This is a genomic window from Proteus sp. LHD240705 (assembly GCF_047921555.1).
Classification (GTDB): domain Bacteria; phylum Pseudomonadota; class Gammaproteobacteria; order Enterobacterales; family Enterobacteriaceae; genus Proteus.
Map to the genome: position 1 here is coordinate 48,425 of NZ_JBLRMI010000001.1, position 12,462 is coordinate 60,886.

General features: G+C 37.2%; 14 protein-coding genes. 3 read left to right on the top strand and 11 right to left on the bottom strand.

Annotated elements, in window-relative coordinates; all coding sequences use genetic code 11:
• The first annotated feature begins 19 nt into the window (after positions 1-19).
• Positions 20-898, top strand: coding sequence for a protease HtpX (gene htpX / locus ACNART_RS00270; RefSeq protein ID WP_368926834.1), 879 nt, complete (start codon positions 20-22; stop codon positions 896-898).
• Between the two features lie 87 nt (positions 899-985).
• Here htpX and ACNART_RS00275 read toward each other — a convergent pair whose 3' ends face one another.
• The 4 genes from ACNART_RS00275 to hxpB all read right to left on the bottom strand — a co-directional run bounded on the left by ACNART_RS00275 (position 986) and on the right by hxpB (position 5,164).
• Entirely contained in the window at positions 986-1,849 is an 864-nt protein-coding gene (locus ACNART_RS00275) for a hypothetical protein (RefSeq protein WP_368926832.1), read from the bottom strand.
• A 135-nt stretch (positions 1,850-1,984) separates the two neighbouring features.
• Entirely contained in the window at positions 1,985-3,376 is a 1,392-nt protein-coding gene (locus tag ACNART_RS00280) for an L-cystine transporter (RefSeq protein ID WP_198619648.1), read from the bottom strand.
• A gap of 243 nt (positions 3,377-3,619) precedes the next feature.
• The gene (locus ACNART_RS00285; protein ID WP_198619647.1) at positions 3,620-4,186 is read right to left on the bottom strand and encodes a metal-dependent hydrolase; all 567 of its coding nucleotides are present in this window, start codon (positions 4,184-4,186) and stop codon (positions 3,620-3,622) included.
• 309 nt (positions 4,187-4,495) lie between these two features.
• Complete coding sequence (hxpB, locus tag ACNART_RS00290) at positions 4,496-5,164, bottom strand: hexitol phosphatase HxpB (protein WP_198625548.1); 669 nt, start codon at positions 5,162-5,164, stop codon at positions 4,496-4,498.
• Positions 5,165-5,368: 204 nt separating this feature from the next.
• Here hxpB and ACNART_RS00295 point away from each other — a divergent pair, with 204 nt between their 5' ends.
• Positions 5,369-5,908, top strand: a complete 540-nt coding sequence (locus ACNART_RS00295; protein WP_109372526.1) for a YniB family protein — start codon at positions 5,369-5,371, stop codon at positions 5,906-5,908.
• 136 nt (positions 5,909-6,044) lie between these two features.
• Here ACNART_RS00295 and ACNART_RS00300 read toward each other — a convergent pair whose 3' ends face one another.
• From ACNART_RS00300 to ACNART_RS00325, 6 genes are all read right to left on the bottom strand, one after another.
• Positions 6,045-6,917 (bottom strand): fructosamine kinase family protein, encoded by an 873-nt coding sequence (locus ACNART_RS00300; protein WP_109372525.1) that lies wholly within the window; start codon positions 6,915-6,917, stop codon positions 6,045-6,047.
• Between the two features lie 154 nt (positions 6,918-7,071).
• Positions 7,072-7,929 (bottom strand): metal ABC transporter permease, encoded by an 858-nt coding sequence (locus ACNART_RS00305; RefSeq protein ID WP_198619644.1) that lies wholly within the window; start codon positions 7,927-7,929, stop codon positions 7,072-7,074.
• Positions 7,926-8,837 carry a metal ABC transporter permease gene (locus ACNART_RS00310; RefSeq protein ID WP_099073583.1) on the bottom strand — a complete coding sequence of 304 codons (912 nt, stop codon included), beginning with the start codon at positions 8,835-8,837 and terminating at the stop codon, positions 7,926-7,928. The genes ACNART_RS00305 and ACNART_RS00310 overlap by 4 nt, the downstream gene beginning before the upstream one ends.
• 2 nt (positions 8,838-8,839) lie before the next feature.
• Positions 8,840-9,727: a manganese/iron ABC transporter ATP-binding protein gene (locus ACNART_RS00315; protein ID WP_006537128.1), complete on the bottom strand. Its 888-nt coding sequence runs from the start codon at positions 9,725-9,727 to the stop codon at positions 8,840-8,842.
• Positions 9,724-10,581: a metal ABC transporter substrate-binding protein gene (locus tag ACNART_RS00320; protein ID WP_232806254.1), complete on the bottom strand. Its 858-nt coding sequence runs from the start codon at positions 10,579-10,581 to the stop codon at positions 9,724-9,726. The genes ACNART_RS00315 and ACNART_RS00320 overlap by 4 nt, the downstream gene beginning before the upstream one ends.
• Positions 10,582-10,910: 329 nt before the next feature.
• A complete protein-coding gene (locus tag ACNART_RS00325; RefSeq protein ID WP_311747406.1) occupies positions 10,911-11,129 on the bottom strand; it encodes a tyrosine-type recombinase/integrase in 219 nt (72 codons plus the stop codon).
• Here ACNART_RS00325 and ACNART_RS00330 point away from each other — a divergent pair.
• Complete coding sequence (locus ACNART_RS00330; RefSeq protein ID WP_311748540.1) at positions 11,121-12,044, top strand: colicin-like pore-forming protein; 924 nt, start codon at positions 11,121-11,123, stop codon at positions 12,042-12,044. The genes ACNART_RS00325 and ACNART_RS00330 overlap by 9 nt on opposite strands.
• Before the next feature lie 26 nt (positions 12,045-12,070).
• On the opposite strand, the gene ACNART_RS00335 is transcribed toward ACNART_RS00330, so the two are convergent.
• On the bottom strand, positions 12,071-12,403 hold the full coding sequence (locus ACNART_RS00335; RefSeq protein WP_232805390.1) for a colicin E1 immunity protein: 333 nt from the start codon (positions 12,401-12,403) through the stop codon (positions 12,071-12,073).
• Between the last annotated feature and the right edge of the window lie 59 nt (positions 12,404-12,462).

Sequence of the window (12,462 nt, forward strand, 5' to 3'; positions counted from 1 at the left end):
AAATAGGAACAGTATCAATATGATGAGAATTGCTTTATTCCTGTTAACAAACTTAGCCGTTATGTTTGTTTTTGGGATCATCTTATCTTTAACAGGTATACAAGGTCGTAGTGTTCAAGGCTTGATGATCATGGCGGGCTTATTTGGCTTTGGTGGTGCATTCATTTCACTATTAATGTCAAAATGGATGGCATTACGTTCAGTGGGTGGTCAAGTTATTGAAAACCCAACTTCAGAAGTAGAGCGTTGGTTATTAGATACGGTAAGACGACAATCTGAACAAGTCGGTATTAAAATGCCACAAGTAGCAATTTATGACGCACCTGATATTAATGCGTTCGCGACAGGTGCTCGTCGTGATGCTTCGCTGGTGGCCGTGAGTACTGGTTTGTTAGCTAGTATGAGCCGTGATGAAGCAGAAGCGGTTATTGCCCACGAAATTAGCCATGTTGCTAATGGTGATATGATAACCATGACCTTGCTGCAAGGTGTTGTGAATACCTTCGTTATCTTTATTTCTCGTATCATCGCTCAATTTGTTGCTAACTTTATTTCTAATGATGAAGAGAGTGAAAATAGCAATGGAAACCCATGGGTCTATATGGGAGTTTCAATGGTTCTGGAAATTGTATTCGGTATTCTTGCCAGCATTATTACAATGTGGTTCTCTCGTTATCGTGAATTCCATGCGGATGCTGGTTCTGCAAAGCTTGTTGGCCCTGAGAAAATGATAGCTGCATTACAACGTTTGAAAACGAGTTACGAGCCGCAAGAAGAAAGTAGCATGATGGCTTTCTGTATTAATGGCCGTAATAAGTCATTCAGCGAGTTATTTTTATCTCACCCGCCATTAGATAAGCGTATTGAAGCACTGCGCAATGGTGAGTATCTGAAATAAGATTGAGAGTTTAATCGCCAACTCTCAAAAAATTAAAGCGCTCAATATGAAAATATTGGGCGCTTTCTATTTGTGAAGAATAGGGCTTTAATCTAAATACTCGCCAAAGTATGTCACCATTTTTTCCTCATCAATTTTAAGACTGCCTTTCCAGCCCGCCCACGGCATTTCCATATCAGAGCGACCTTTTGTGTTATTAAGTTGATTTTCTGCAATGGTAATATCGCCGAAATTAGCCCAATGATCCAAAGATAATGGAATATAGGCATTGGGAATAACACCAACTAAGGCAAGTGAGTGCAAAATACCTCGTTTGGTATATTTATCACCAGAAATTAATTTAGCTTCATTTAACCGCTTTTCAAACTTACCCGGAGTTTCATCTTCAGGAGCTTGGCGTAATAAATGGAGTAATTGCTTAAAGATCTCTTTATCTGCGAGTGTTGGACTGACTGGAGCGACGGTCAGTAGATGTTTTAAATTCAAGTAAGCATAGGAAGGATTGCCCGTATAAGAATTACCGTAATAGAGGCAATATTGAAAATAGCTGTCATTAATATGTTTTTGCTGATCCCCATCACTACAAACCCAACAGCAGGCATATTGAGGTTTTTCTTCATAATTATGTAATGGCAGATTTTGTAATTTATGAAAAGCCCCTAGAACAGAACGACCTCTAAGATAACTGCCTCCAACACCCGAAACAAAAGCATCTAAGCAACGCTTTTGGGTGAGTAATGGATCATTCTTTAAGCTATTTAATTTCGAAATAACATCAGTGTGATCAGCAAATTTTTCTATGATATTAGGTTGCCAATTGGCCTCAGATAACAAGGTTTGTTCTTTGTCTGAAAGAACATCAAGGGGATACAGTGAAACTTGGCGTTCTGGATCATATTGGCTATTTTCATATTTATAGAGTTTACGTAAAACTCGCATAATTTTTTGCACGATTTTACCTTGTTATATTTATAGGTTTTTTATTGATATTGGTGAATTGCATAGATAGAAGATAGGTAACTTAATATAGATACAAAAAAAAGCCAGTTCAAATGAACTGGCTTTATCAATAGAGGTAGATAACGTTTATTTTACGGTAAGTTCAGTTTCTTCATCTTGGTTGAAGACTGCTTTGTCCGTTTGTCCCATAATTTGACTGGTGATTGTACCCGCTGTCATTGAGCCACTAACGTTTAATGCTGTACGTCCCATATCAATTAACGGCTCTACTGAGATTAACAGAGCAACTAATGTCACTGGTAAGCCCATTGCAGGTAAAACGATAAGGGCTGCAAATGTTGCACCACCACCCACGCCAGCAACACCAGCAGAACTAACAGTCACGATAGCCACTAAAGTTGCGATCCACATTGGATCTAATGGGTTAATTCCCACGGTAGGCGCAACCATGACAGCTAACATCGCAGGGTAAATACCCGCACAACCATTTTGACCAATGGTTGTACCAAAAGACGATGAGAAGCTTGCGATAGATTCAGGTACACCAACACGTTTAATTTGAGTTTCAATATTTAACGGAATACTTGCAGCACTTGAGCGGCTTGTAAATGCAAATGCTAATAAAGGTCCCGCTTTTTTGAAGAATTTAATAGGGTTTAAACCCGTGAAGCTGACCAGTAATCCATGAACAACAAACATTAAGCCAATAGCAACATAAGAGGCAACAACAAAGCTTCCTAATTGAATGATATCGTGCATATTTGAGCTTGCAACAACCTTAGTCATCAGAGCCATTACACCATAAGGTGTTAGCATCATAACAATGCGAACCAGCTTCATGATCCATGATTGTAGGCAATCAATCGCGGCTAAAACTTTCTCACCACGAGGCTGGTCTTCTTTGAGTAATTTCAATGCAGCCATGCCTAAGAAAGTTGCAAAGATAACAACGCTAATAATCGATGTTGAGCTTGCACCTGTTAAATCAGCAAATGGATTTTTAGGAATAAATGACAAAATAAGCTGTGGCATCGTTAAGTCAGAAACTTTGCCCATGTAATTTTGTTCAAGCGCAATTAAGCGCTGTGATTCTTGTTCACCTTGTACTAAGCCTTCTGCTGTTAAGCCAAATAGGTTAGCAATAACAATACCGATTAAGGCAGAAATAGCGGTGGTAAATAACAGTGTACCAATAGTTAGGCCACTGATTTTTCCTAGTGATGATGCTTGATGCAAACGAGCTACAGCACTAAGAATAGAGGCAAATACTAATGGCATAATGATCATTTGTAACAGCTGTACATAGCCATTGCCCACGATATTAAACCAAAGAATAGATTCTTTAATAATAGGATCGTGTGAGTCATAAAATGCGTGTAGTGCTAGTCCAAAAGCGACACCAAAAACTAAACCAACAAGAACTTTCTTTGAAAGGCTCCACTGACGTTGACTTAATTTAGCCAAGATGAGTAATAGCACAACAAAGACGAGTACGTTAATGATTAACGGAAAATTCATCTTAACTCTCCAACGAGATCTTTATTTATATAATTTCAACGATTGGATGCGATATGAGTTCTTAGGTAATAAGAAAGGATATAACAGCATCAATTCGTTATATGGTAACAGGATTGTTAATAACTTTTTATAATTAATTATTATTTTATATAATCGTTTGGTTATAAAAACAAGGAAAGTAGGCATAAAAAGATGTAAGAATTTATAAATAAATAGAAAAATGTAGGGTTTTGTCAGGGGGTGTTAAAAATTAGTGCGCTTATCGTGGTACATCTGTAACCAGTTGTTGACTTGCGAAGGCAGTGTAACAGTAAGGTGTGGAGGTAAAAAAAGTGCGCCAACAAGGATCAAAACAGAGATAAATCTCTCGCCTTTTTTATTATTCTTTTTACCTAAAATAGGTAATGCAAAACGTATTTTCAAAGGCCACAAGAAAGGAACGCCAGCGGGAGTTAACATATCTGCAATGAGATGACTAAGATAACCCAATAAAAGGGCATGGAAGATATCGGCAGAAATATCCCAACGTGGTGAAACTTGGGTTTCCCACAAAATAGCTAAACCACAAAACGCAAGTAAACTATGCGTAAAACCTCGATGACCACAGAGCTTTGATAGCGGCAGAGAAATAATACGGAATAATCGTCCGAGAATAGAGCCAGGATGATCTAAATCAGGTAGAAGTGAGCCTAATAAGACAGCAGGGATCATGTGAAACCAATCACCATCAGCAAGAGCTGGCGTTATTTCAAGCTTCTGTGCTAACACAAGTGTTGCCACAGAAAAAAGTAGATGTCCTTCTGCTGTCATTCCATATCTGTTCGTTTGCTGTTCATTTATACAGTAATGAAGTATAAAAGGTTTTGACGATAACTAACAGACAAAAAAGATAAAAATTGTCTTAAATATTAAGGAATAACGGGGATATTTTATTTGATTGATTTAAAAATGATCGAATTTAGGATAAGAAACTAAAAAGTGAGATAACAGCGAATGGCAGTAAGCAAAATATATAAAAGGAATACTTAAAAGTAGAAAATGGCTCGCGAGGCGATAAACATTAAAAATAGAACAAAAAGGATATCTGACAAGGCAAGATATCCTTTTTATTTATGGAAATTAGCCTAATAAATGCAGTTGTGTTAGCTCATTGAGTGATGCAATTTTTACATCAGCTAAGCCCCATTGTTTATCATTAAATTGTTCTGTTGCTGGTACAACGATAGAGCGCATTCTTGCGCCTTTACAAGCAATCATACCATTGCGAGAATCTTCTAATGAGACACAGTGGATAGGATCAAGATTAAGTGCTTTAGCTGCGTTTAGATAAACCTCAGGGTGTGGTTTGCTGTGTGGTAATTCATCAGCAGACACGACGGCTGAGAAGTAATGACGAATATTAAACAACTCAAGTACACGCTCAAGCATAAAATCAGGAGATGCTGAAGCAAGTGCAATTTTTAACCCCGATGATTTGCAAAGCTCTAAGGCATATTCAACACCCGGTAATAGTGGCTTTGTTTCTTCAACCAATTTGACAACACGAGAAACCATTTTTTGTTTTGCTTCTTGTTTTGAAACGTCTTGCCAAGGTGATGCTCTATACCATAAATCAATGACTTCATTTATTCTTAACCCAACCATATCGGGCATTGCCGATGCAAGGGATAAATCGACGCCTAATTCAGCAAAGACCTCATGTTCTGCTTGCTGCCAAAATGGTTCAGAGTCGATTAATAAACCATCCATATCAAATATTGCAGCTTCAATAGGGAATTTAAAAGACATGTTACTCTCCATAAATAAGGTCTATGTTGTCGAGTGGCGATTGTAGCAAGAGTTACAAGGAAAATCTTTTTAATCAGTTTCTTATTTATTTTGTAAAATAAATAGAGAGAATAGCTACTATTAATTTATTGTCGTATTAGCCGTTAATTAGACTACGATAAACAAAACAGATAAATATTGACGAATTCTACTAGTGAGGATGTGATGAGTTATCAATATGCAGGATTGTATGCCATTTTAAAGCGTGTACTTGGCTGGCTTATTTTTATTCCTGCCTTTATTTCGACAGCCGTATCATTGACAGGGTTGGCTGCAATACAACGCCCAAGTGGTGATGGTGTAAATGCCGTAATTAATGACTTTTTTCGTGTATTAGCGGAAATGGTGCAATTTAACACACCTTTTTTAGGTTTTTTCTGGAGAAATTCACCTATCCCTAATACTCAAATGGGGTTTAGCCAAGAAAATATCACTTTTTTTGTCATTTTTCTTTTTATGTTTATTGGCTTAGCATTCAGCGCATCAGGATTACGAATTTATCGCCAAGTGAAATATTTGAAAGAAAATATACAAGATCAGCTTATTATCGAACGCGCAATGAAAAGTGGTGTGACGGCTGAGGAGTTGCAACAAAATATCAAATTACCGCGACATACTATCTTTACTCAAATTATGGTGCTTTATCTGTCACCTTTAGTTGTTATTGCAATAGGTTATTTCTTGATGAAATTTTTAGGATGGTAATACTGCTTTAAAGTGAACGAGGACGGTTCATTGATATTAACTGAAGGGAAAAATAAACCTCGCACAACTGAATCTGGCGAGGTTATATTTTTTAGTTTACGTATCTTAATCTCAGAGCTATTTCACTCTTTTCCTATTAAGGTGTTGCTAATAGGTCATCAATTATTTTTCTGACTTCTAAATAATTTTCTTCGCCCCCAAATAAATTACAACGGTTGAGGAAGAAATAGAGTTGGTAAATAGGCTGACGTGATAAAAACTTATCTGATAATGGCCAAACGCTTTGATAACCATCGAAAATATTTGCAGGCACTGCTGTGCAAAGTGGTAACATCGCGATATCACACTCTCGATCACCCCAATAACAAGCAGGATCGAATACTGTACCTTCTGATTGACCAATCGCAGCACAGTTTTTAGGCCATAAGTTGCCGTGAAGCAGAGAGGGTTGTGGATTATGATCAGCAAGGCGATGATTGATGATTTGAATTATCTCGTCGATATCCCCAAAAATCATGCCTTTCTCGGAAGCTAGTTGTAGCTGAAAACCAATACGTTTTTCAGAATAAAAGTGATTCCAGCGTTTTTCCCAGCTATTGAGTTGAGGTGTTGTATCGATTTGGGTGTCGAAATCAAAGCCATAGCTAGGTTGATCTTCCCACTGATGTAGTCTTGCTAGTTGTTGTCCAAAACAGTAGGCGCTATGAGGTGTAAATGGTTGAACAGGTAAAAATTCAAGGAGTAGAAAACTGGCATCTTTACTATTACCGATACCAAGAACCCGAGGTGTTCGAATGGTTTGACTTTTTGCCAACATTTCGAGTTGTTCTGCTTCATTTTTAAAATTAGGCAGAAATTCACGCAAATTAGATTTCACAAAAACTGGCGTTTCACCATAATAAATTTTCCATGTATGATGAATATCGCCACTAGAAAGGTGGATTTTTTCGTTTATCTTTGCTGAAAATCCCAAGTTTGATTCCAGTAAACGACCTATATTCTGCCACATACTTACACCTCGCAAAGTTGTTTACTTAGTAGACCCAAATAAAATAATAACGAGCGATGTTTATACTATGACAATAACACTTTAATTAAACCAATAAAGTATAAAGCTAAAAAACGGGATGATTATCCCGTTTTTGCTAAGATAAAGAATATTATCAGGCGTTAGCGGGTTTTGTTTGTCGCTTTATTTTTGCCAATTTTATCTGATTACAGAGTAACGCAATAATAAAGAATACAGCTTGCGTTAGCACAATACATGGGCCTGTTGCTCCATCAATATGGAAACTAATAAATGTTCCTATAACGCTAGATGCGACAGAAAATACAATTGCTAACATAATCATGCGTGAAAAACTGCGTGTTAATAAATACGCGGTGATCCCCGGTGAAATAAGCATGGCGACCACTAAAATAATCCCAACAGCCTGCATTGAAGCAACAATAGTTAATGCCAAAATAGACAACAATCCATAGTGCAATAATGTGACAGGTAAACCAATAATCCTTGCTTGGTTAGGATCAAAGCAATAAAGCATAAAATCTTTTTGCTTAACAAGCATGATAGTGATGGTGATTACACAGATAATACTAATTTGAGTTAATACATCAGGTGTAATGCCTAAAATATTACCAAATAAAATATGCATTAAATGTTGGTCTGTATCGACACTGGCAAAAATGACCAAACCCACTGCAAACATACCTGAGAACACAATTCCCATCACAGTATCTTCTTTAATGCGACTGTGATCTTTTAAATAACCCGTGGCAAAAGAGCAAAATAGACCTGAAAGAAAGGCGCCTACTGTTAACGGGATTGCGGTGACATAAGCAAGAACAACTCCGGGTAAAACAGCGTGAGAGATTGCATCTCCCATCAAAGACCAGCCTTTTAATACCATATAGCAAGATAAAATAGCACAGGCGATACCTATGATAATGGCTGCAATAATAGCGCGTTGCATAAACGGGTATTGAAAAGGCTCAATGAAAAACGCCAACAACTCATTCATAGTTTCACCTCTTCTGGTTTTGTTGATCCTTTATGCTGATGAGATTGTGTAATCAACTGTTGTGAACTCTGACGAGCACGACGGCGAGCGGCTAACATACCGTGTTTAGGAGCAAATAAGAAAGCCAACAAAAAGAGTGATGTTTGCATTGTGACAATCACACCACCTGTTGCACCATTAAAGAAGTAGCTAAGATAAGCACCTACTGCACTTGTGATTGTGCCGATACAGATAGCAATAATGGCAAGTCGTTTGAATTGGTCTGTGAGTAAATAAGCCGTTGCACCAGGAGTCACTACCATAGCAATGACAAGAATGGCGCCAACAGTTTGAAGAGCCGCAACAGTACATGCGCTCAAAAGAGTAAAAAAGATAATTTTTAATTTTAGTGGCGATAAACCGATTGATTTTGCATGAACTTCATCAAAAAAAACCACCAGCAAGTCTTTCCAAATACAAAATAAAACTAAGAAAGAGACACCTGTAATAATCACAACTTGCCATACATCTTCATCAGCAATACCTAAAATATTTCCGAGGATAATGGTCTGAACGTTGACGGCTGTCGGTTTAAGCGAAACCAGCAACAGACCAAAGGCAAAAAAAGTGGAGAAAATAAAACCAATAACGGCATCTTCACGAAGGCGTGTGATATGACGAATAAATGTCATTGATAATGCGGCAAGCAAACCCGTAAAAAAAGCACCAACTGCATAAGGCAAACCTAATATATAAGCCCCTGCAACACCGGGAACAACTGAGTGGGAAAGGGCATCCCCCATTAACGACCAACCTTTCAAAATAAGATAGGATGAAAGAAAAGCGCAGACAGCACCGACTAAGGCACTCACCCAAATCGCTTTCACCATATAGTTATATTCAAAAGGCTGTAGGAGTAAATCTAGCATGGCTAATCTCCTTGTTTGCGCTGGCTTTGGTGCGCTGGAGTGTGTTCTTCTTGATGACCATAAAAGACAGCAGCACGTTCATCATCGGTAATGACAGTGAGTGAACGAGGATCGTCATCATCATGAAGATCAGAACCCGATAGGCTAATGTGACGTAACACACCACCAAATGCGTGCTCTAAGTTTTTCTGTGTAAATGTCGTTTCAGTTGGACCACTGTCTAACACTGTTCTATTGATTAAAATAACGTGGTCACAAAATTCAGGTACACTTCCCAAGTTATGAGTTGAAACTAAAACTAAGTGGCCTTCTTCGCGCAAATTGCGTAGCAGCTCGATAATGGCATTTTCTGTTTTAACATCGACACCAGTAAAAGGTTCATCGAGTAATAAAACAGTACCTTCTTGAGCCATTGCTCGAGCTAAGAAAACACGTTTTTTTTGACCGCCAGAAAGTTCACCAATTTGGCGATGCCCTAAGCCTGACAAGCCAACGCGTTCTAATGATGCTTCAACAACTTCATGGTCACGTTTTGAAGGAATACGAAAAAATCCCATTTTTCCATAACGCCCCATCATTACAACATCAGAAACGAGGACGGGAAAATTCCAGTCAACTTCTTCTGTTTGTGGAACATAGGCGATCATATTTTGTTTTAACGCCTGCTGGATTGGGCTACCGTTTAACGTCACTTTTCCTTTAGAGGGCTTTACCAGCCCCATAATGGTTTTAAATAGTGTGGATTTACCACTGCCATTGATACCCACTAGGGCACAAATAGTGCCACCAGTGATAGAGAAACTTGCATCGAAAATAGCCGTATGACCGTTGTTGTAAGTCACTGTGGCATTATCAACAGTCAACGTAGGATTAGCTTTTATATTGCTCATTGCCCAAATCCTTTCGCAATTGTATCTACTGTAATAGTAATCAAATCAATATAAGTAGGAACTTCGCCACCTTCAGCGGAAAGTGAGTCAACATAAAGAACACCACCGTATTTTGCGCCAGTTTCTTTACTTACTTGTTTAGCTGGCTTATCTGAAATTGTACTTTCACTAAAGACAACAGGGATCTTGTGTTTTCTAACGGTATCAATCACATATTTAACCTGTTGTGGTGTGCCTTGTTCTTCTGCATTGATGGGCCATAAATAAACTTCTTTAAAGCCATAGTCATTAGTTAAATAGCTGAATGCACCTTCACTGGTCACTAACCAACGCGCTTCTTGTGGAATACGGGATAGTCTTTCTCTTAATGGTGCGTCAAGCTGTTTAATTTTTTCTGCGTAGCGTGCCGCATTTTGATTATAAATAGCCGCATTATCGGGATCGTGTTCAACAAGTGCCTTGCGAATATTTTCAATATAAATTAATGCATTATTCGGTGACATCCACGCATGTGGGTTAGGATTGTTTTTGTAAGCACCTTCACTAATTGCCATTGGTGTGATGCCTTCAGTGACAACAACAGCAGGTACGTTACGTAACTCATTAAAAAAGCGTTCAAACCAACGTTCAAGGTTTAAGCCATTCCATAAGATAAGATCAGCCTTTTGAGCTTTTACAATATCTTTAGGAGTAGGTTGGTAATCGTGAATTTCAGCACCAGGTTTTGTGATTGATTCGACAATAGCTGCATCTCCAGCTACATTTTGAGCGATATCTTGAATGATAGTAAATGTGGTGACGACTTTTAGTTTATCTTTTGCTTGTGTAGGTGCTGTTAAAAATACGGATGCCATAAGGCATAAAGCCGTAAGTGAAAGTTTGTTTACAGAGCGAAATATATCCATATTATTATTGCCTTATAGTTGCAGAGTTATTTTCTCAATTGATAATGATTATCAATATCATCTCAAAAAAGTCAAGTTATCTCTGTGTAAAAAGCTTCATTTGATAACGACCAGAAATAAGATAACAACATGTATTCCAATAAATGTTAAGTAGATTGTCGAGTTTTGTCACAAAAATTAACAATAGTTCGTAACTATTTGTGTAAAAGGTTATTTAAATATTCATCACTGAATATCAATAAGTTACTTTTACACACTCACAAAAGCTCACTATTAGCTCACAATTCAGTATAGCCGGTACCTCTATCATCTAAATATCTATCAGTCATTTGCATGGATTTATGGCCTAATATTTTTTTAGCGAACTCAGCGCTTTTTTCTTCTTCATAAAGTCTTGCAGATAAGCTTCTTATTTCATGAAAAGTAGGTTTGTTTTCTCTCTCTGGTAAAGCTGACGAAAATCGATTACGTAAAGAAGCTTTGCTTACATCACAGATAGTGTTTTAGTGACTAAAAAAGTCCCTGTATATGAAGTTAATGACGCTGCTAATAGTTATCATGTAGATATTAAGAATATGGGGATTGAATATTTGCTTAGACCCACTAGCTCCTCTAGCGGCCCTGGTTTACAAGGAAATGTTATTCAAAATTACTCAAATGAAAATAAAAAATTCTCATATCCAGAAAAAGTAGAATTACCTAATAAGGTAGAAAACAAAAGAATAGAAGCACCATATCCACACCAATTTAATGACGCAATTATTGTGTTTCCTAGAAATTCAAACTTACCGCCTTTATATGCTTATTCGGGCTTCCCTGCAATTGAACTTAAGGATAAAGATCCGCGTCCTCAGAAGGAAAAAGAGTTTAATAATATTAAAAATTGGGTGAAATCTACAATTTCATTTTACGAGAAAGTGATACAGGAATTTGGTAAAAAAGCAGCACAATTATCTAGAGAGTTAGCAGAGCAATCTAAAGGGAAAACAATCAGAAGTGTAGAAGATGCTTTACGTACATATGAAAAATATGGGCAGAATATTAATAATAAAATTAATACCAAAGATCGAGCTGCTATTATAAAAACATTAGAATCTATTGATGCAAAACAGTTAGCTTCAAACTTAGGTAAATTTAGTAAAGGGCTTGGATATACCAATCACGCGATTAATGCCGTGGAATTACTTGTTGAATTTAAAAAAGCGGTTAAAACGGGAAATTGGCGTCCATTTTTTGTTAAAGCCACTGCAATTACTGCTGGTATGGCAGCAGTGGCATTGACAGCCTTTGCCTTTAGTTTAATTATTGGTGGACCTGTTGGAATTTTAGGGTATGCCCTCATAATTGCAACAGTTGGTGCCTTGATTGACGACGCTTTGGTTGAAAAAATCAGCGGTGCGATTGGTATTTAATATGTAGGGTAATAGGATAATCTATTTTAATTTACCCTATTTTTTGTGAAATATAAAGCTAGATATATCATGCTAAATGGAATTGAAAATATAAAACAAAATAAGTGGTATAGAGCTACTCCACCATGCTTAGCTGGTGTATTTATAAATAATCCAGTATTCCAGAATTTTTTTGTTGTATATTTTAATGCGAATTTTTCGATAAGCATTTTGGAGAAAGGAAAAAAAATTGCACTAGGTATGCTTAAAGTTAGCATTAATAAACCTTCAATAGTGTGATCGTTATAATTAAGATAAACCATCACCAACATCATAAAATAGCCCCAGAACATATTATTAATATAATATTTTTTAGTCATATCCAGCTCCTAATGAAAAATTATCTCTACACCATTTTAATGGTAATGCTTCTTATTTT

What these genes read in the sequence shown, in the direction of transcription:
- htpX (WP_368926834.1), top strand. Translation starts at nt 20, where the DNA reads ATGATGAGAATTGCTTTATTCCTGTTAACAAACTTAGCCGTTATGTTT.
- ACNART_RS00280 (WP_198619648.1), bottom strand. Translation starts at nt 3,376, where the DNA reads ATGAATTTTCCGTTAATCATTAACGTACTCGTCTTTGTTGTGCTATTA.
- ACNART_RS00285 (WP_198619647.1), bottom strand. Translation starts at nt 4,186, where the DNA reads ATGACAGCAGAAGGACATCTACTTTTTTCTGTGGCAACACTTGTGTTA.
- hxpB (WP_198625548.1), bottom strand. Translation starts at nt 5,164, where the DNA reads ATGTCTTTTAAATTCCCTATTGAAGCTGCAATATTTGATATGGATGGT.
- ACNART_RS00295 (WP_109372526.1), top strand. Translation starts at nt 5,369, where the DNA reads ATGAGTTATCAATATGCAGGATTGTATGCCATTTTAAAGCGTGTACTT.
- ACNART_RS00300 (WP_109372525.1), bottom strand. Translation starts at nt 6,917, where the DNA reads ATGTGGCAGAATATAGGTCGTTTACTGGAATCAAACTTGGGATTTTCA.
- ACNART_RS00305 (WP_198619644.1), bottom strand. Translation starts at nt 7,929, where the DNA reads ATGAATGAGTTGTTGGCGTTTTTCATTGAGCCTTTTCAATACCCGTTT.
- ACNART_RS00310 (WP_099073583.1), bottom strand. Translation starts at nt 8,837, where the DNA reads ATGCTAGATTTACTCCTACAGCCTTTTGAATATAACTATATGGTGAAA.
- ACNART_RS00315 (WP_006537128.1), bottom strand. Translation starts at nt 9,727, where the DNA reads ATGAGCAATATAAAAGCTAATCCTACGTTGACTGTTGATAATGCCACA.
- ACNART_RS00320 (WP_232806254.1), bottom strand. Translation starts at nt 10,581, where the DNA reads ATGGCATCCGTATTTTTAACAGCACCTACACAAGCAAAAGATAAACTA.
- ACNART_RS00335 (WP_232805390.1), bottom strand. Translation starts at nt 12,403, where the DNA reads ATGACTAAAAAATATTATATTAATAATATGTTCTGGGGCTATTTTATG.